This is a genomic window from Limnospira platensis NIES-39, from assembly GCF_026000695.1.
Classification (GTDB): Bacteria; Cyanobacteriota; Cyanobacteriia; order Cyanobacteriales; family Microcoleaceae; genus Limnospira; species Limnospira platensis.
In genome coordinates, this window is record NZ_AP026945.1 from 574,080 (window position 1) to 592,795 (window position 18,716).

The 18,716-nt window shown below is 45.3% G+C and carries 27 protein-coding genes; 25 read left to right on the forward strand and 2 right to left on the reverse strand.

Annotated features, from left to right (window positions below):
* Positions 1-16: 16 nt before the first annotated feature.
* The gene (locus N39L_RS02960) at positions 17-391 is read right to left on the reverse strand and encodes a hypothetical protein (protein ID WP_043467975.1); all 375 of its coding nucleotides are present in this window, start codon (positions 389-391) and stop codon (positions 17-19) included.
* 271 nt (positions 392-662) lie between these two features.
* On the opposite strand from N39L_RS02960, the gene N39L_RS02965 reads away from it, so the two are divergent.
* The 23 genes from N39L_RS02965 (at position 663) to N39L_RS03075 (ending at position 16,720) form a co-directional block, all read left to right on the forward strand.
* On the forward strand, positions 663-977 hold the full coding sequence (locus tag N39L_RS02965) for a hypothetical protein (RefSeq protein WP_014274251.1): 315 nt from the start codon (positions 663-665) through the stop codon (positions 975-977).
* Between the two features lie 54 nt (positions 978-1,031).
* Positions 1,032-1,835 (forward strand): DEAD/DEAH box helicase, encoded by an 804-nt coding sequence (locus N39L_RS02970; RefSeq protein ID WP_434221622.1) that lies wholly within the window; start codon positions 1,032-1,034, stop codon positions 1,833-1,835.
* 691 nt (positions 1,836-2,526) lie between these two features.
* A complete protein-coding gene (locus tag N39L_RS02975; protein WP_014274253.1) occupies positions 2,527-2,751 on the forward strand; it encodes a reverse transcriptase N-terminal domain-containing protein in 225 nt (74 codons plus the stop codon).
* A gap of 21 nt (positions 2,752-2,772) precedes the next feature.
* The gene (locus N39L_RS02980; RefSeq protein WP_014274254.1) at positions 2,773-2,994 is read left to right on the forward strand and encodes a reverse transcriptase N-terminal domain-containing protein; all 222 of its coding nucleotides are present in this window, start codon (positions 2,773-2,775) and stop codon (positions 2,992-2,994) included.
* Positions 2,954-3,184 (forward strand): reverse transcriptase domain-containing protein, encoded by a 231-nt coding sequence (locus N39L_RS02985; RefSeq protein ID WP_014274255.1) that lies wholly within the window; start codon positions 2,954-2,956, stop codon positions 3,182-3,184. Before N39L_RS02980 ends, N39L_RS02985 begins: the two co-directional genes overlap by 41 nt.
* Positions 3,174-4,346, forward strand: coding sequence for a group II intron reverse transcriptase (locus tag N39L_RS02990; protein ID WP_014274256.1), 1,173 nt, complete (start codon positions 3,174-3,176; stop codon positions 4,344-4,346). Before N39L_RS02985 ends, N39L_RS02990 begins: the two co-directional genes overlap by 11 nt.
* A gap of 321 nt (positions 4,347-4,667) precedes the next feature.
* Positions 4,668-4,856 (forward strand): hypothetical protein, encoded by a 189-nt coding sequence (locus N39L_RS02995; protein ID WP_014274257.1) that lies wholly within the window; start codon positions 4,668-4,670, stop codon positions 4,854-4,856.
* Positions 4,857-5,082: 226 nt separating this feature from the next.
* Entirely contained in the window at positions 5,083-6,111 is a 1,029-nt protein-coding gene (locus N39L_RS03000) for a hypothetical protein (RefSeq protein WP_014274258.1), read from the forward strand.
* The gene (locus N39L_RS03005) at positions 6,092-6,598 is read left to right on the forward strand and encodes a helicase-related protein (RefSeq protein WP_014274259.1); all 507 of its coding nucleotides are present in this window, start codon (positions 6,092-6,094) and stop codon (positions 6,596-6,598) included. The genes N39L_RS03000 and N39L_RS03005 overlap by 20 nt, the downstream gene beginning before the upstream one ends.
* Before the next feature lie 84 nt (positions 6,599-6,682).
* A complete protein-coding gene (locus N39L_RS03010; protein WP_014274260.1) occupies positions 6,683-7,126 on the forward strand; it encodes a hypothetical protein in 444 nt (147 codons plus the stop codon).
* Positions 7,054-7,530 carry a hypothetical protein gene (locus tag N39L_RS03015; RefSeq protein ID WP_014274261.1) on the forward strand — a complete coding sequence of 159 codons (477 nt, stop codon included), beginning with the start codon at positions 7,054-7,056 and terminating at the stop codon, positions 7,528-7,530. The genes N39L_RS03010 and N39L_RS03015 overlap by 73 nt, the downstream gene beginning before the upstream one ends.
* Before the next feature lie 389 nt (positions 7,531-7,919).
* Entirely contained in the window at positions 7,920-8,306 is a 387-nt protein-coding gene (locus N39L_RS03020; protein ID WP_014274262.1) for a DUF1998 domain-containing protein, read from the forward strand.
* Positions 8,307-8,410: 104 nt separating this feature from the next.
* Complete coding sequence (locus N39L_RS03025; RefSeq protein WP_014274263.1) at positions 8,411-8,716, forward strand: hypothetical protein; 306 nt, start codon at positions 8,411-8,413, stop codon at positions 8,714-8,716.
* Between the two features lie 279 nt (positions 8,717-8,995).
* Positions 8,996-9,298 (forward strand): hypothetical protein, encoded by a 303-nt coding sequence (locus N39L_RS03030; protein ID WP_006617311.1) that lies wholly within the window; start codon positions 8,996-8,998, stop codon positions 9,296-9,298.
* A 350-nt stretch (positions 9,299-9,648) separates the two neighbouring features.
* Positions 9,649-9,945, forward strand: a complete 297-nt coding sequence (locus N39L_RS03035) for a hypothetical protein (RefSeq protein ID WP_006617313.1) — start codon at positions 9,649-9,651, stop codon at positions 9,943-9,945.
* A 59-nt stretch (positions 9,946-10,004) separates the two neighbouring features.
* The gene (locus N39L_RS03040; protein WP_014274265.1) at positions 10,005-10,844 is read left to right on the forward strand and encodes a UvrD-helicase domain-containing protein; all 840 of its coding nucleotides are present in this window, start codon (positions 10,005-10,007) and stop codon (positions 10,842-10,844) included.
* A 162-nt stretch (positions 10,845-11,006) separates the two neighbouring features.
* Positions 11,007-11,492, forward strand: coding sequence for a 3'-5' exonuclease (locus N39L_RS03045; protein WP_014274266.1), 486 nt, complete (start codon positions 11,007-11,009; stop codon positions 11,490-11,492).
* A 53-nt stretch (positions 11,493-11,545) separates the two neighbouring features.
* Positions 11,546-11,764, forward strand: a complete 219-nt coding sequence (locus N39L_RS03050) for a hypothetical protein (RefSeq protein ID WP_014274267.1) — start codon at positions 11,546-11,548, stop codon at positions 11,762-11,764.
* Positions 11,765-11,825: 61 nt separating this feature from the next.
* Positions 11,826-12,377 carry a hypothetical protein gene (locus N39L_RS03055; protein ID WP_006617315.1) on the forward strand — a complete coding sequence of 184 codons (552 nt, stop codon included), beginning with the start codon at positions 11,826-11,828 and terminating at the stop codon, positions 12,375-12,377.
* Between the two features lie 456 nt (positions 12,378-12,833).
* Positions 12,834-12,995, forward strand: a complete 162-nt coding sequence (locus tag N39L_RS03060) for a hypothetical protein (protein ID WP_202070192.1) — start codon at positions 12,834-12,836, stop codon at positions 12,993-12,995.
* Positions 12,996-13,573: 578 nt separating this feature from the next.
* Positions 13,574-13,708, forward strand: coding sequence for a hypothetical protein (locus N39L_RS03065; protein WP_286131342.1), 135 nt, complete (start codon positions 13,574-13,576; stop codon positions 13,706-13,708).
* Positions 13,709-13,822: 114 nt separating this feature from the next.
* Positions 13,823-16,195, forward strand: a complete 2,373-nt coding sequence (locus tag N39L_RS03070; protein WP_006617024.1) for a CBS domain-containing protein — start codon at positions 13,823-13,825, stop codon at positions 16,193-16,195.
* Positions 16,196-16,312: 117 nt separating this feature from the next.
* Entirely contained in the window at positions 16,313-16,720 is a 408-nt protein-coding gene (locus N39L_RS03075; RefSeq protein WP_006617025.1) for a phosphomannose isomerase type II C-terminal cupin domain, read from the forward strand.
* Here the strand turns inward: N39L_RS03075 and cdf31 are convergent.
* Positions 16,717-17,664, reverse strand: a complete 948-nt coding sequence (cdf31, locus tag N39L_RS03080; RefSeq protein WP_006617026.1) for a CDF family zinc efflux transporter Cdf31 — start codon at positions 17,662-17,664, stop codon at positions 16,717-16,719. The genes N39L_RS03075 and cdf31 overlap by 4 nt on opposite strands.
* 156 nt (positions 17,665-17,820) lie before the next feature.
* On the opposite strand from cdf31, the gene N39L_RS03085 reads away from it, so the two are divergent.
* Positions 17,821-18,171: a hypothetical protein gene (locus N39L_RS03085; RefSeq protein WP_006617027.1), complete on the forward strand. Its 351-nt coding sequence runs from the start codon at positions 17,821-17,823 to the stop codon at positions 18,169-18,171.
* A 123-nt stretch (positions 18,172-18,294) separates the two neighbouring features.
* Positions 18,295-18,693: a hypothetical protein gene (locus tag N39L_RS03090; RefSeq protein WP_006617028.1), complete on the forward strand. Its 399-nt coding sequence runs from the start codon at positions 18,295-18,297 to the stop codon at positions 18,691-18,693.
* The last annotated feature ends 23 nt before the right edge of the window (positions 18,694-18,716 follow it).

Sequence of the window (18,716 nt, forward strand, 5' to 3'; positions counted from 1 at the left end):
TGGACACCATAACACACTATCGGCAAATTGTCAAAGACCCTTTATTCCAGCAGCCTATAAACCGGGTTTCTTTGAGAAACGGGGTTTCTTTATCCCTCCACCAGCCACCCCGGAAACCTCCTTTCTTACTCCAGCAGCCTATAAACCGGGTTTCTTTGAGAAACGGGGTTTCTTTACCCCCCCACCAGCCACCCCGGAAACCTCCTTTCTTACTCCAGCAGCCTATAAACCGGGTTTCTTTGAGAAACGGGGTTTCTTTACCCCCCCACCAGCCACCCCGGAAACCTCCTTTCTTACTCCAGCAGCCTATAAACCGGGTTTCTTTGAGAAACGGGGTTTCTTTGTCGTCCTTGGAGAAACGGGGTTTCTTATCCCCCCAGGAGCCGATCAACCCGGTTTCTTCCCCCCAATTGTTAATTATTGGTTATTAATTAAGACCACCCGGAAACCGGGTTTCTTTTTCGAGAGGTCTAGAAACCGGGCTTCTTTGAGAAACGGGGTTTCTTATCCCCCCCAGGAGGCGAGAAACCGGGTTTCTTATCCCCCCAGCAGCAGCGACCCGGGACGGAAACCTCGTTTCTTGGTCGAGAGGTCTAGAAACCCGGTTTCTTATCCCCCAATTGTTAATTGTTAATTATTAATTATTAATTAAGAGAAGAGAGATGTTTCCTTCAGTTGTAGCCGCCCAAATTAGGAACTGTGTTTCCGACTATTTGATAACGACGTTTCGACCGACAACGCCAGGGTTCCAGGGGTTGATTGAACGATTCCTGAAAACGGCTAATAACCTCTATCGAGGACCTTATGTTTCGGTGGGTTTACCGTTTCGACAGGGTACAATTGGCGAGGACTATTTCCCGGAAATTCCCCTGAGTTTTATCCCGTTTTTGCACCAAGAACGCGCTTTTAATCGCCTCAGTCCCCCTAACTATCAGTCAACTATAATCGCCACGGGGACGGGTTCGGGGAAAACGTAATGTTTCTTAATTCCCCTCCTAGAACATTGTCGCCAACAGGGGAATAAACCGGGGATAAAAGCCATTTTAATTTATCCTATGAACGCTTTAGCCACGGACCAAAGTAAACGTATCGCCCAAATAATTGAGAAAACCCCGTCGCTAAAAGGTCAGGTTACGGCTGGGTTATATGTAGGGGAAAAAGACGAAAAACCCACGCGTGTGATGACCCCAGAAAAGGTGATTACTGATAAAGAGATGTTGCGAAAGTCTCCCCCAGATATCCTGCTGACTAACTATAAAATGTTGGACTATCTGCTAATTAGACCGGACCTTCAAGCTTTATGGACAAATAATGAACCGGAAACTTTGCGCTATTTGGTAGTTGATGAATTCCATACTTTTGATGGCGCACAGGGGACGGACTTGGCTTGTTTGTTGCGTCGGCTAAAACACCGCCTAAAAACTCCCCCAGGACATTTGGCTTGTGTGGGAACTTCGGCGACTTTAGGGAACAAAAGTGATAAAACGGAAATCTTAGCATATAGTAAAACTATCTTTCAAGAAGAGTTTGAGGCGGCGGCTTTAATTGAAGAAGACCGCCTAAGTGATGGGGAATTTTGGGGGAATGCTTTATTAAACGTCCTCCCCCTACCGAGGTTAGAGGACTTGGAAAAACTGCAACCGGACAACTACACCGACCCGGAAAACTATCTACAAACTCAAGCGCAACTTTGGTTAAACCCGACTACAGAAACGGATACTTTTATTAATAAACCCATAGACGACCAGTGGCGGGTAGAATTAGGGAAGGAACTAAAAAGCCTCCCAATTATCCATAATTTAATCAGGGGTGCGAGACGTTCAGGCATGAAATAGGGATGAGATACCCGAAATAGCTGCCTGGTGGAGATTTCAGCCCCTTGGTTGAATACAAGAGGCTTGCCTCTGACCATCTCCATAACTGTTTATATGTCCCAACGTTTGGTATATAAATATACAAAACAAGGCAGGGAACCCAAGGTCAAAACGAACTAACTCATACAAATTCCTTATAAGGAAGCCCAGAAATGGATAAGTAAAGTTAGGAAATTAGGGTAACGGCGATAGCCACCCCCAGTTTTGGGAACCACAACCCCAGGATTGAAGCGGGGAACGGAAGGCGTGAAGTAGAACCTACTACCAGATGCGACCACTGCCAACCATCCATGATTAGGGAAACCGAATGTCCGGCTTGAACCATCGTAAGAATTAAGTAGCGAAATAGGTTGACACGCTGCGCTCAAAAGAGCAAGGGGAAGAGTAGGAATATCCTTGAATTACCTACATAGACCTTTAAAAGTACCCCGATGGAAAGGACAAATCTAAAGATGGAATGCCCATATAAACGGAACGTTTTAAGTCCTCCTGGACTCTGATTATCTGGTCGAGATATCAGTAGGGATAAGTGTAACCGCAAGTCCTAGAGGATGTGAGAAGTGACCAGAAGCCAACGCCCAACTGTAATGGTAGGGATATGCTAACAGGTCACGGTTTGATTGTAAAGAAATAGAGCCTAGTAGGTGTACAAATGGCGATAGCGAGTTTAAAGAAAGGGTTTGGGAAACCAAAACCAATCAAGACTACGAACAACGCATGGAAGGCAGTCCCATGGACTAAGGTTCAACGGAAAGTTTTCAAGCTCCAAAAGAGTATATTTCAAGCAGCTAAATCGGGACAAAATGCTAAGGCACGAAGGTGGCAACGTCTATTGGTGAAATCATATTATGCCCGGCTCTTAGCAGTGCGGCTGTAGGGGCGGGTTCCACGGTCAGCCATGCTTCCCAACAGTCAGCTTAATAAACCCGCCCCCCAAGATAACCAAGGCAAGAAGACAGCTGGTGTTGATGGAGTAAGAGTAATCTCTCCAAGACAAAGGTTGGAACTGGTCAAGAACATTAAGGGAAACCTCAAAGCAAAACCACTGCGACGGGTTTGGATTCCAAAACCTGGTAGGGATGAAAAAAGCTGGAATAGGAATACCCACAATTCAAGATAGAGCAAGGCAAGCCTTGGTTAAATCGGCTCTCGAACCTGAATGGGAATCGAGATTTGAAGGCACAAGCTACGGGTTCCGTCCAGGACGGTCAGCCCATGACGCAATTAGCAGAATTTACACTGCCATAAATCAAGGACAATATTATGTTCTTGATGCTGATATAGCAAAATGCTCTTACCGTGAACCATGAATACCTACTGTCCAAAATTCATTGTCCAAGCCGCCTAAAAAGAGACCTGAAACAATGGCTAAAAGCGGGAGTGCTAGACAACGGTGTATTCGAGGATACAGAAACAGGGACACCCCAGGGAGGAATAATAAGTCCAATACTCGCCAACATCGCACTGTTGGGAATAGAAAGGTTAGTTAAAGGAATGTATCCAAATAAAGGCAGAGCCACTCAGGTGAACCTTATAAGATATGCCGATGATTTTGTGGTCATTTCCAAAGACCTAGGAATCATTGAACAGTGCAAAACTGCTATTTCTGAATGGCTAAAACCTGTAGGACTAGAAATAAAACCTGAAAAGACTCGAATCTGTCATACACTCAAAACTATTGAGTATGGCGGTAAGACAGAAAATCCAGGGTTCGACTTTCTAGGATTCAATATCAGGCAATACCCAGTTGGAAAATACAAGTCTGGGAAAACAGGTGGGGGAGCAAGCCGATTAATCGGACATAAAACCCACATAAAACCCAGCCAAAAAGCAGTCAAAACCCACACAGAAGTGATTAAAGGTGTAATAGAACAACACAAAACAGCACCTCAATCAGCCCTGATAAGTAGACTAAACCCAATTATTCGGGGGTGGTCAAACTATTATTCAGCGGTAGTCTCAACAGAGACCTTCACTAAACTAGATAAGACAATCTGGCAAATGTTACGGGCATGGACAGAATCAAGATGCGGAAAGGCAAGTCACGAAAAGCTAAGAAATTATTTCAGACATGGAACAATTAAACTTAGCAATGGGAAAGAAAGACACGAAAATTGGATGTTCCAAACCAAAGATGGGTTACATCTATTCAAACACAACTGGACTCCAATTGTCAGACATACCTTAATACGCCCTGACGCAACACTTTATGACGGAAATTGGACCTACTGGGCAACCAGGAAAGGACGAGCAATCGATACGCCAAATAGGGTATCAAAACTACTCAAAAAGCAAAAAGGTAGATGTACCTGGTGTGGGCAATTCTTTACCCCATCAGATTTAATTGAAATAGACCACATTGTACCTAGAAGCCAAGGCGGAAAGGATGACTACAAGAATCTTCAATTATTACATCGCCATTGTCACGACGATAAAACAGCTCTTGATGAAGAGATGATGCTGTACTCTTAACAAGGAGACGGTCAAACTAGGAGCCGTATGAGGTGAAAGTCTCAAGTACGGTTTTGAATGGGAGGGGTAGACCGTGAGGTCTATCTCGACCCCTAATTTTTAAAGGAAAAATCCTGCACCTACGAGGAAATTCTCGATCGCATTGGTAGCCGTCTCCACTTCCCGGTCAAACAACACCCAGAATATTGCTATCTTCTCCTGGATAGCATTTTCGCGTTAATTAGCGCGGCACGTTGCCAAATTGACAACCCCAATGGTACAATAATCATAGCCTCTTGGGTAACATTACGGGTACAGGTCTGGTTTCGGGAACTCAAGCGTATGGTTGCTTCTGTGGAGTCGCAGCCGGAACTTGCTTTCTCGGACGACCTCACCCCAGAGTTACGCCAAAATCAGAAAACCTTACCGGTCATGCACTGTCGCGACTGTGGGGCGACGGGTTGGGGTGGTGTGCGCCATTCCACGACTAATAATAAACTCATCCCCAACGACCTGCGCGGCTTCTATTAAGCCTTTTTCAGCCAGAAGCCGTTAGTGTCCTTCCTGTTTCCCGGCGACGGGTCTCACCCGGAAACTCAACTCCTCTGTCGTCACTGTCTCACGGTTAACCCAACTTCGGCGGAATTCTGTAGGGGTTGTCATAAGGAAAACAACGCGGATAATTTCATCCCGGTGTTAGTCCAGGAGGTGACGCAAACAGTAACCCGAAACGGACAGGAACAGTTAATATCTAACCATGACTGCCCTTTCTGTGGCAACTCGAACGGCTTATCAATCAATTTTGGGCGCACAAGCAGCCAGCCTGACGAGCGCTAGTATTGGCATCTTGTACACGACACCGTTCAACCAGGACAAGAAACTACTCACCTTTTCCGACTCGGTACAAGATGCTGCTCATCGGGCTGGATTTTATAACGCCCGCACCTATCGTAGCATATTACGCACGGCAATTTTCCAATTAGTGCGAGAATATCAACATCCCCTGACTTTGCCGGAATTATGCGATCGCTTTGCGGACTATTGGCGGGAAAAAATCCCCACCCCAGAAAATTATATCGCGACTTTCCTACCGACAGACCTGCAATGGTTGCGGGAGTGGGACGACTTCCTAAATGGCGATCAGTCTAAATTAGACCCCCACACGGCTTTACCGGAGTTACTGGAGTTAGTCAAAAAGCGCCTGGTGTGGGAAATTGTCACGCAATTCGGACACCGAGGGGCGATCGGTCCGTCTTGGGAACGCAGCGGGGTCGCTAGTGTCAGCTTTAACCCCCAATTCCTGACGGCGGCGACTAAGACGCTACACCAAAAGCTCAGTAATGAAATAGAAGCGCGGCGGAAAGTGAGTGAAGACCGGGTAAGGGAGTTAATCGTGGGTTTATTGCATCATCTCCGCCACCGGGGAGCGATTGTGCAACCTGTCACCCAAGGCAATTATATCAGCAGTGGCGGCGAAACATATCTTTTGTCTAAATTAGTTTATATGCCAGGGGTGTGTCCTTCTGTCCCCGCGCCGAAATTTCTGGTAAATGGGGCGGCGAAAACTAAGCAGTTTGAAAGGGTGATCTCTGGGAAAAACACAAGCAGTTGGTGCGAAGATTGGGCCATGCGAGTATTTGCTCCCCACACGCTGCTACTGAAGGAACAACTGATTGATATATTACACTTCACCGTGCGAGACTTTGGTGGGGGCGAAGTTGCTAGAGTCTCATTTTTGCGGTCAAGGTCGCGCTTGGGGTATCCCCATGGCTGCGATTATAATTAACCCAGGGGGAAAGGTTCTTACTTGCGATCGCTGTTATCATCAAATCACCCATTCTCCGACTTCTTCCCACTTACCCGAAACTTGTCGCAGCTTAGGCTGTGGGGGACATTACCACGAAGACGACCAACGCCCCGGTTTAGTCTACTATCGCCAAATGTATCAACAGGGAGAAGTTCGTCGCATTGTGGCGGCGGAACATACGGGACTTTTAAGCCGCACTAACCGCGAACGTTTAGAACACCGTTTTATCCATAGCGATCGCTATTGTGATCCTAACTTCATTTCGGCGACTTCGACCTTAGAAATGGGGATTAATATTGGCGATCTCTCCAGTGTTTTCCTGTGTTCTCTCCCCCCCAACGTCGCCAACTACCAGCAGCGCATTGGTCGCGCCGGACGACGAGACGGTAATGCCTTAGTGGGAGTAATTGCCAACGCCAAACCCCACGATTTATTCTTCTACAGCGACCCCGCCCAAATTCTATAAGGGGGGATAGACGCTTCGGGATGCTATCTAAACGCGGCGGCGATTTTAGAGAGACAACTGACGGCGTTTTGCCTAGATAATTGGGTGGCTAGTGGGTTAGACTCGGAAGGATTCTCTCCCCAACTTAATGATATCCTAAACCATCTGCAAAATCAAGCCCAAAATCGATTTCCTTACAATTGGCTAAGGTTCATTGACAGCCAGCAAGGGGAATTACTGAGGGAATTTATAGATTTATTCGCGGATACCATTACCCCAGAAACTCAAGCCCAAATTGAGGAGTTCATGCACCAGGGACAAGGGGAAATCGGCGGACTAGGCTGGCGCATTTTGAACCGCCTAGAAGGAATGAAAAAAGAACGACATCGTTTTAGTAATGCGATCGTCAACCTCACCAAAAAAATCAAAGCCCAAAAAGGGGAACCCACCTGCAAGACCCGGAAAAGCTGGCAGAAATGGAACAAGAAAAAGAGGGACTCCGGGAAATTATCCGAGATATCAACAACAAAAATATCTTTAACTTTTTGACGGACGAGGGACTGCTCCCCAACTATGCTTTCCCGGAAGCTGGAATAACTTTACGGTCAATGGTTTTGCGGAAACTGCGGGAAAAAAAAGGGGCGAATGGTAAGCGTTATGAGGTGCTAACCATGACCTATGAACGCCCCAGCCAGGTGGCGATTAGAGAATTAGTACCCAGCGGGGTTTTTTATGCGGAAGGAAGACGAGTAAAGGTTGACCAAATAGACCTCAAATTATCGGAGCCGCAAGAGTGGCGAATTTGTCGAAGTTGTAGTTATGCAACGGAGAGTTTTCAACCAGAAGCCCATCCAAAAACCTGCCCGCGATGTAATGATACCCTATGGAGTGATAAAGGCAGGTTGCTCACTATGCTGCGGTTATGGCAAGTTATGGCAACTACTTTAGGCTAAAAAAAGTCGCCTAATTAATAATAGTAAAAGCCGCAAAATTGGATTTTTAAAGAAACATTTATTAGTGGATTTTTTGCCGGAATTCTGCGAACAAACTTTTTTGATTAATCACCCTTTCTCTTTGGGTTCGAGTATATTTCCCGCACGAAGTTCCGCAAAATCAACCTAGGCGAGTCTTTGTCCACGGGGGAAACGGTGGAAATTGCGGGTAAAAAATTTACGACAAAAGGCTTTACAGTTTGCCTTATAGTAAAGTAATGGATAGGAATAAAGACCACACCCAAAATCACGCGATTAGCTGTCAGTGGCGGGACAAACCCGACCAGGTAAAAACTATCGAGGTGCTGTATCTTTACCGGGAATTTGAATCATAATCAATCCGGTTTTTAATGCCGGATGAAAGTTTCTGGACTCGGGAAGGTTTGCACTCGTTTATTGCAGCGCTTCAATTAGGCTTAAAAGAGAAGTTTCGGGGGAAAGTAGACCACCTCCGGACGACCATTAGCGAAGAACCGCAACCGGAAAGCAACCTCCGCAAATCGTTTTTATATCTGTTCGATAGCATACCGGGAGGGACGGGATATCTCCGGCAATTAATTCGCCAGCCGCAGGAATTACAAGAGGTATTTCTGCAAGCCTTGGAAAAGATGAGAACCTGTAGTTGCAAAGAAAGGCATCAAGACGGGTGCTATCAATGTATTTTTGCTTATTGGAATAGTTTTTATAAAGACTATACTAGCCAGAAAAAGCGGAGAATTTACTTGGAAAATTACTGAATCATTGGAGTTAATTACAAGACCATTCGGAAGGTTTATCAGCGATTCAAGTTAATAGCAATTTAGAGAGTGAACTAGAGAGAAACTTTATCAAGGCGCTATCAATGCGAACTGATTTAGTGCTGAAACCAGAGATTATTGATGGTAAAACAGCCTATTTTATCAAAATAAAAAATAGTGCTTGGATTGTGGAAACTCAAGTAACGCTGGACGAAAAAGATGGTGTAACCATTCCCTGTCGGGCGGATTTTATCATGCGTCCGGCTTCGAGTCGGGTGGAGAGTTTACCAGTGGTGGTATTTACAGACGGTTGGGAATATCATCGCGATCGCATTAAGGAAGACTTCCAACAACGTCAGGCGATCGTCCGTAGTGGTCGATTTTGGTGTTGGTCGTTAAGGGATGATTGAAGAAACAGGTTAACCGCAGCCCGGAGCCCGCACCCAATCCCCCGCCGGACAGTTTCCGTGAGGACTTAAATAACCAGCAATTCCGGAAATGCGCTTTCTCATTTTATAAGCAATATGACTGCGAGGGAATGCAACCCCTGGAAAGCAAGGATAGTTTTGCATGGCTAATGAGTTATTTAGACCAACCCCAGGCGCAAAATTGGCAAAGGTGGGCGTCCCATACGAACTCTAGCCCAAGGGAGTCCCCCCAATGATAGGTCACCAGAATTTCTAGGGAGGATGGAAACTCGCCTATCTCCAGAAGTGATCGCCCTTTGGGAAGTTCCCCCCACATACGCCATTGGGGAGGTATCTATTTCGGAGTCATTACAGATTTTTACGCTAGTAGACCTGAAGCGTAACCACGAAAAAAACGCGACAGGTAGCCTCGTCTGCTTAGAGTTAGACGACCAACCCCGAAGACCCCGGAAGTTGGCCCGAAGCATTGCGATCGCTGAATTTATACCAATTCCTCCCCCATTTTTACGCCATTACCACCAACGCTGTCCCAGAGATATCCCTAGCTACTCCTTTCTTCTGTAGTCCAGTCTCCCCTAGAAAACACTGACCCCCGTTGGGAGGAGTTAAGGGAATTAGTGATCGAAGAAAGTCTTTTTCCCGCCACCCGTCGCATGAGTCAGGAAAACTGGCCCGGACCCCAAGCGGGATATGAACTATTAAGCGATCGTGGTAGCGTAAAAGCGATCGCTTAACTCCATAGGGAGTCGAGACAAACGACTAAAATCTGTGCGGGTGGATTTAGATTATCGGGCGATCGTACTGAAACCGGAAACGGGGAATACCTATCTATTGCTATGGGTTGATAAACATGCAGGTTGCTTATCAATGGGCGCGGCGAAAAGTCTGCCAAATTAACCAGGTTTCTTTCTTAGGTGCAAATTATCGATGTTGAACAAGTAGAAGCGACTACGGAAAAACTCAAGCAAAGTCACCAGCAACCAGAAGCCCAACCTAAACGCTTTGATGCGATCGCCGATCGGGATTTAATGCGTTTGGGGGTTCCTGAAATTTTACTCCCAGCCGTGCGGGAAATTGTGAGCGATCGTATGGGTGGAAGAACTGTTGCCCCATCTCCCCAAGGAAGCCAGCGACGGGATTTTTATGTTAGCTGCTGGCTATCCCCTCCCGGATATTTTCCAACAATTGCATTGGCCAGAACCCAAAGATAATATCGACCCGGATAACCACCGAAGCAGCCCTAGACAATGAGGACAGCCGTTGTCGGTTTATGGTAATCACCGATGACACAGAATTAGAGGAAATGTTAGCAGCCCCCCTGGAAAAATGGCGGGTTTTCCTTCATCCCACCCAACGGAAATTAGTTGAAAGAGACTGGAATGGGGCGGTGAGGGTACTCGGTGGGGCGGGGACTGGTAAAACTGTGGTGGCGATGCACCGGGCGAAATGGTTGGCAGAAAATCGCTTGACGAAAACGAGCGATCGCCTTTTGTTTACGACGTTTATCCGAAATTTAGCGATCGATATTGAAAACAACCTGAAAACCATTTGCACCCCGGAAGTAATGAAACGCATTCGGGTAATTAACCTAGACTCTTGGGTGACAAGTTTTTTCAAAGAGGAGGGCATCGAAAACCGGATCGTGTACAATAACGAAACGGATGACCTCTGGCAACAAGCCTATACTTTAGCGCCGCCAGAATTAGGATTTCCCCTAAGTTTTTATCGGGAAGAATGGCAGGAAGTGCTACAACAAAACCGCTGCCAAACTCTAGCGCGATTATCTAGGTTCCCGTCGCATTGGTCGCTTAACCCGTTTGAGTCGTCAAAGCGCGACAAGGAATATGGCTGGTTTTTGAGGAGTATCGCAACCTGCTACGAGAAGCGGGATACCGCGAGGCTAATGACGCGATGTATGATGCTATGCGCGATTATCCGCGCCAAAGGTCGAGAAATTCTCCCCTATAAAGCGGTAATTGTGGATGAAGCCCAGGATATGAGTAAAGGGGTATTTGAGTTAATTAGGGCGATCGCGGGTCTCCCAACAGCCAATGATATATTCTTGGTCGCAGATGCCCACCAACGCATCTATGGGCAAATTGTCATCTAATTGGCGACTGCCATATTGATATTCGCGGACGGTCTAAGAAGTTGCGCCTCAATTATCGCACTACGGACGAAACTCGCAAATGGGCGACAGCGGTTCTGGAAAATTTGGTGATCGATGATTTAGATGGCGGAGTAGATTCACGTGCAAGATTACCGTTCAATCATGCACGGCGATGCCCCCATTGTCAAGGGGTTCAAGACTTTTGAGCAGGAAATTTCCTATTTACAAGAGTTATTAACAACCTTGCAAAATCAGGGGAATACTGGCGATCGCAATTCATCGCGAGTTGGCATGGTGTTTCGCACAAAATCGCGCTATGGAACAGTACGAGTCAGCCATGGCGCAATTATCAAATCGTCAATTACACGAATTAAACGAAATCAACCGGACAATCTCTTAGATGAAGGCATCCGCATCGGCACAATGCACCGAGTAAAAGGTTTACAATTTTACTGGATTCTATTACTGGGATTAAATGATAATATTTTACCCCTAAAAAGGTACTTAAATGACTGCCCAGACCATATTACTAAAGACCGATTTATTACTTCGATACCCGGTTTATGGCACGTCGATGCCACCCGCGCCAAGCAGCAAGTCCTGATTAGCTATTATGGGAAACCCAGCCCATTTGTGGGCAAAAAATAAACCCGATTTCTTTAAAAAAAAGAAACCTGGTTTCTCAAATAAACCTGGTTTCTTTGAGTCTGGTGAGAAACCGGGCTTCTTTGAGTCTGGTGAGAAACCGGGCTTCTTTGAGTCTGGTGAGAAACCGGGCTTCTGGCTTACAGCCAATTACCGGCACCGGCACTGGTCATGTAAAGCAGCGATCGCTATTTTCGATTTTTGGACCAAAAACAGCGAAAAAAAAGAAATTAAAAAAAGAAATTCAGAAATTGGTAGAGAGAATCGTCTTCTAGTAGAAGGGAGAAAAGAATCAAACAAATCTCTACTTCGACAAACTAATCAAAGGAAAAATGTATGACTCGTATCAGGATTGAATTAATTGATGTGTATTGTGCCGATACCGAAGATGTTACGGGAGCCGATGATTTTTATCTTGTCGGTGCCCTAGTCGGTGGTGACGTCACCAAAGCAATTTTGACCCGCCCTATCAAAATCAATGACAAGCAAAGAAAGTCATTTAATCCCGGAGATTCCGTTTTATTTGACGGCAATCTTCAGCCAGGACAAGTCATCAAAGGTGGACTGAAAGCTTATGATGAAGATGCTGGAAAAGACTGGTCTAAGTACGGTGATACGGTCGGAGCAATTAGCAGTATGGTTTCCGGTGCTGTATCTGCTGCCGGACCCTACGGAGTCCTTGCTGGGACGATTCTTTCAGCCGCAACAACTGGCGTTGGCATTCTCGCAAGTTCTGACAAAGATGATTTGCTCGGTGCTTGCGAATTGGAAATTTCTGCCGTAGGACCGGCTTATGAAGTGCGGGAGTGGAAGATGTCTAAGAAAAACAGCTTTATGGGTTGGTCTAGCTGGGATTACACGGTTCGATTTCAGATTAGTCGTTCCTAAAAAATCGCCATATTTGTAGGCGATATTGTCCGGTGGGAAAGAATCCCTACCGGACTACCGCTCATGGAGGGGATTCTCAAAACCCCCAAGTCTTGATTTCCGGCTGTTAAATTAGAGGCGATCGCGTCGGTTATCTATCGATGCGATGTTTCCAAAGACCGCTTTATTACTGCGGAACGCTGTTTATTGCACGTCGCAGCCACCCGCGCCAAGCAGCAAGTCATGATTAGCTATTATGGGAAATACGTGCGAGACGTTTAGGAGTGAAATATGGCTGCAATGCTCGAAATAACCTCCTAGAGGGGAATCAACTGATTCAACCCAGTTACCCCTTAACTGTTTATATGTTCCAACGCTCGGGCTTAAAACGAGCAAGGCAGGAAACTCAAGGTCAATCCCATTTTAAAAAATCGCAAAATTTACCGTCCAGGTGAACTTAGGAGGAGTAAAATCCACTTGGGGCGATTATGGGAAAGAGTAAAGGCGATAGCCACCCCCAGTTTTGGGAATCACAAACCCAGGATTGAAGCGGGGAACGGAAGGCGTGAAGTAGAACCTACTACCAGATGCGACCACTGCCAACCATCCATGATTAGGGAAACCGAATGTTCGGCTTGAACCATCGTCAGCATTAAGCAGCGAAATAGGTTTGATACGCTGCGCCCAAAAGGGTAAGGGGAAAAGTAGGAAGTTGTATTTACTACCTACACAGACCTTTTTAAGTACCCCGGTGGATAGAACAAATCTAAAGATGGAATGCCCATATAAACGGAACGTTTAAACCCCTGTTAGGCTCTCAGTAGTGTTGTGTCTATTGAGTAGTGAAAAGTGTAAGCGTATGCCTATAAGGGGAAAGGATGTGACTGAAAGCCAATGCCTAACTGTAATGGTTGGGATATGCCCACTAGTCACGGTGTGGATATAGAGACTGCGATAAGTAGGAGTGTTATGACGAAAGCGAGAGTAATGGAGAAATCCATGAGACTACGTGTTGTATATAGCTCCCAAAGTTGAAGTCACAAAGCAGGGGGTTGTAACCCTGTTCCTATTGACAATAGGGTGTCCACATCAGGAGCCGTGTGATGTGAAAGTATCAAGCACGGTTTGGAATTGGAGTTGGGGAAGGCGACTTCCCTTTCGACCATAACAGCCCATTTGTGGGTAAAAAATAAACCAGGCTTCTAAGAGTCTGGTGAGTGAAAGAAACCCGGTTTCTCAAAGAAACCGGGTTTCTAAGAGTCTGGCGAGAAACCGGGTTTCTAAGAGTCTGGCGAGAAACCGGGTTTCTGGCTTACAGCCAATTACCGATTAAAACAAACGCCGCCCAATAGTAGGGATCTCGGTTGCTGGAGTATGGATAATTGGGCTTGACCCAACCAGAAATTAGCAGCCAATTGCCGAGAAATAGTCCATAATGAATAATTGTCGGTGCAATTGTATCAGTTATGCTTTACCCTGCGCCCCATTACTCCTCAGCCCTTGAGCAAGCCGTAGACCGCTATCCGGTCACAGTCACGCCCGATACGTCTGTAGCAGAGGTGATCGCATTAATCAGCCAATTGCAAAATCACTGTCCTTTTCCACGAGATCTCAGACAAGAACCAGACAAATCTGATTCTAGAACATTGATGCAGCCTACAGGCATACGATCCAACTGTATATTAGTTGTTGATAAACCCACTCCCATAGGTGCAGAAATTGTTGCTGAACCACCAGAAAAATCGAATTTATTAGGAATTTTTACTCCCCGTGATTTACTACAACTAATTGCTACTGGAATTTTAGATAATCCCGAAGAAACCACCCTAGAGCATATCAGAATTGGGGAGGTTATGTCAAGGCCAATATGTCAAATAACCGAGTCGGAAGATCAGGATATCTTTACCGCCTTGTCTATGTTTCGACAACATCAAATTTTGCATCTACCAGTTTTGAACTGTCAAGGTCATTTAGTGGGAGTAGTGACCCCAGAAAGAATCAGGAAAGTATTGCAACCTTCCAATATTTTGAGAACTAGACGGGTAGCAGATGAGATAATTGCCGACGTTCTGACCGCCCCGGTCAACACCTCTGTATTAACCTTAGCACAAATGATGGCAACTCATCCAATTGGTTGCGTTGTTATTCATAATCAATTGACTACCAATAAATTAGAACCTGTAGGTATTGTCACCGCTGAGAATATAGTTTTAGCGCAATTTATCCAATTAAATTTAGCGGAAACTACCGCCGAAACGATTATGGGGATTCCTCAATTTTCCTTAAAAGTTAAGGATTCATTGTGGCGGGCTCACCAGGAAATGCAAGCCAGACAACTCCAGCGTTTATTGGTTAGTAATGACCAAGGAGAATTGCAGGGAATTATCACCCAAATGAGTCTGTTGCGAATGCTGGATCCTACGGAGATGTATCGGGTGATTCGGCAGCTTCAACAGTCTGTATATCAATTGCAATCCGAGAAAATAGAACTGCTGAGAAGTCGTAATATCAAACTAGAAAAACAGGTACAAGAACGCACAGCACAACTCCACGAGCAATTGCAAAGGGAACGGCTACTAGCTAAAATATCTCTGCAAATTCATCAATCTTTAAACTTAGATGATATCCTGAATACTACAGTAGCAGAGCTGCGAAATTTTTTAAGCTCAGATAGGGTAGTTATTTACCAAATACTTAATACGGGCGTGGGTAAATTGGTGGCGGAGTCGGTAGGGAAAGGATGGCGATCGCTCTCAGAACATAGATTAACGGAAGAGGTGATTAATTATTATCAATATGCCTTTAATGACCACCATATTTATACCGTTGAGGAAATAGAAACAGCACAAATATCTTCTGAAGAATTGCAGATTTTATCTGATAAAGAAATTCTGGCTTATTTGGTAGTGCCAATTCTCCAGGATGGACAACTTTGGGGAACCATTGAAGTCCATCACTGTCAGAAATCTCGCTATTGGCTACCCTCAGAAACTAACCTACTTCAACAATTAGCAACCCAATTGGCGATCGCTATCTATCAAGCTCAACTATACCAGCAAGTTCAAGCCTTGAATACCGACTTAGAACAACAAGTTCTTGACCGCACCGCCGAATTACAGCGAAAAGTGCAGGAACTCCAACAATTAAACATCCTCAAAGATGAATTTCTTAGCACTGTTTCCCATGAACTTATGACACCTTTATCTAATATGAAAATGGCAATTTATATGCTAAAATTAGCACCAACGCCAGAACGTCAACAAGTTTATTTTGATATCCTAGAAAATGAGTGTTTGCGGGAAACCAACTTAATTAATGACCTGCTGAATTTACAGAATCTAGAAGCCGCCAATATTCCCATCAGCCTAGATATGTTAAATCTCGTGAATTGGATACCCCGAATAACCCAACCATTTTATTCTAGAGCTCAGTCAAGAAAGCTAGTTTTAAATGTGGAATTATCCCCAGATTTATCCCCTGTACGCACTAATACTAGCAGCCTAGAACGGATTATTGCGGAACTACTTAATAACGCCTGTAAGTACACCATAGAATGCGGTGAGATTAATCTAAAATTAGAAACCATCGAAACTAGATATGATTTGGAAGTATCCCAGAAACTGCGGTTGCAAATCGCTAACCAAGCCGAAATACCGGAACAGGAATTACCCCGCATTTTTGATAAATTCTATCGAGTCCAAAATGCTGACCCCTGGAAACAAGGGGGAACTGGTTTGGGGTTAGCATTAGTCGAAAAGTTGATCGAACAACTCAACGGTAAAATTGAAGTTACCAGTCAAAACGGTTGGACTACATTTACTATCGACTTTCCCATCTAATGGGTAGATGTTAAGTTCTGTAAACCAAAATTTACCGTTGACCGGAGGCAATCCCAGCGAAATTGTTGTGAAAATTTGAGTTAGAATAAGGTTTGTATTTTGGGCGTGACGTGGAAAATGGGAAAAGCCAAAACCGACAAACCAACAGAAACTCAAACACCGATAATGACTCGGACACCACCCTGGGGTAAGGTAATGCTGTTAGAACAAGGAGACCATTATCGGATCAATCGGATTGTGATTAATCCGGGGTATCATATCAGTACCCAAATGCACTATCATCGTAGTGAACACTGGATTGTAGTAGCGGGAACAGCTAAGGTGAAATGTGGTGATGAAGAAATTATCCTCACGGCGAAGCAGTCTACATACGTTCCGATGAATACCCCCCACCGGGTAGATAATCCGGGGGTGATTCCTTTGGTAATGATTGAAGTACAGAATGGGGAATATTTGGGAGAAGACGACATTATCCGGTTTCCGGAAGTTGATGAGAATATCGATCAATCGGATATTTCCCGTTAATTATCGTCTTGGTCTTCTGTCGGCGATCGCTCCTCGTAGGTAATCACATCTGATTTATATTCGGGTGGTTCCACATGAATTAAAATACGAGCCGGACCATAGCGCTTTTCTAATTGTGCTTCGACGGCTTCAGTAATGTCATGGGCTGTTTCTACATCCTTAGCCCGGACAACCATGTGCATTTCGATAAAAACCTGCCGTCCGATGATACCGCGAGAGGCGATCGCATGACAGTTGACCACACCCGGAACAGACATAGCAATCAGCTTAATTTGTTCAGGTGCGATCGCCATTCTATCCACCAACCAAGGTAAATTATCGCTAATCACCTCCCACCCGCTACGAAACACCAAAATAGCCACCGGAAACGCTAACACCACATCCAAAAACTGTAATTGTGGTAAACCCCAAGCATTACCGCGCCACACCCCAATCAATCCGGCGATCACCATAATTGTGATCCAAACATCACTCATGGTATGTTTAGCATCTGCCACGAGCAAAGCACTTCCTAAACGCTTACCCACCCGCCGTTCATAATAAGCCACAAAAATATTAATACCCAACACCAACAACAAAATCCATAAATGCTCAACAGAGACCATCACCGGGTCATTTTCACTGTCTAGCAGGCGTTCTACAGCACGGGTGAGAATTTCAAAACAGGCAATTCCCAAAAAAGCGGCAATTCCCAAAGCACCCACCGCATCAAATTTTTGATGTCCGTAGGGATGTTCGCGATCGGGATCTGGGGAAGCGAAATGATTAGCAACCAATCCTAGCACATTATTCGCCCCGTCTGTCACACTATGCAGAGCATCAGCCAATAAGCTCAAAGACCCAGTGAGAACTCCTACAGCAGCCTTAATCCCCATCACCAATAAATTTAAAACCAAGGTGATAATCAGAACCCGGCGCACTTCACAACGGTGATCCATACTCATGATGATACCCTGCTATTTTCCTCAAATACGATCTCAAAACTTTCCGGTAAACATCAATCCCCCCCAAGCCTCCACATCCGATAATTATCTGATAATTAATAGGCGATCGCTAATCGGTACAATTGTTAAGGTAATCATTATTCTACCATTAAAATTATGTCTGCTGCTCCTCTAACTATCAATTTAATACAGGGCTCAGTAGCCTTGCGCTTCACCCCAGAAGCAGCCACCAACTTACAAACAGCCCTAAATGAGCTAACGAAGCTAATAGCCGTGGCGGCTCAATCTACCCCTGGTGCAGGTAGACCCACCCCCCAGAAGTCCATGGAATACCAGTATACCGGAGATGTCTTTCTGGAAGTCTTCTGTAATCCCAACATCTGGCCAAGTCTCTTTGCTGCTAAAGTCTTGATTACCCTCCGCGACGATCGCATTAAACTTACCACGGAGGCTGAATTAACCCAAATCCTTAATGATGTGCAACAATACCTCGAACAGGTTGGCTAAATTCGCGCTATTCACTCCAGTTTTGGCGTAAGTCCCCCCAGACTAGAGCCAAATGCTAGAATATATCCTAGATCCGCGCTAATTAGCCACTTGTTTCTTGTCGTGACGAGTTTTCTGCTACTTATGAATGTCGATAACCTAACCCAAATGCTACACCAAGGATTTCGTGTCACCCTAGGCGCAACATCCTCACTGATTGAAATTCTCCAAGACCCTCAAAAGCGGGAAGCCAACCTGGAAACTATCCAGTCACAGTTAAATGAACTCGCCCAAGAATGGGCGGAAAAAGGCGCTATCACCGAAGAGGAAGCCCGCAGCTTTGTCGATACACTCCTTTCTCAATCACAATCCACCCAGTCCAGTGAAGTCGATAGTTCAAACATAACTACTCCTACAGATTCCACAGAGTCTGAAGTATCTAGCCCCCAAACCAATGAAATCACCGAAATCCAAAATCTCACCTCTCAAATTGCTAAGTTAAGGGAAGAGTTGGAACGCTTGCGGGAGTCTGATGCTTCCTAATCAACAAAACCAGCCCGTTAGTT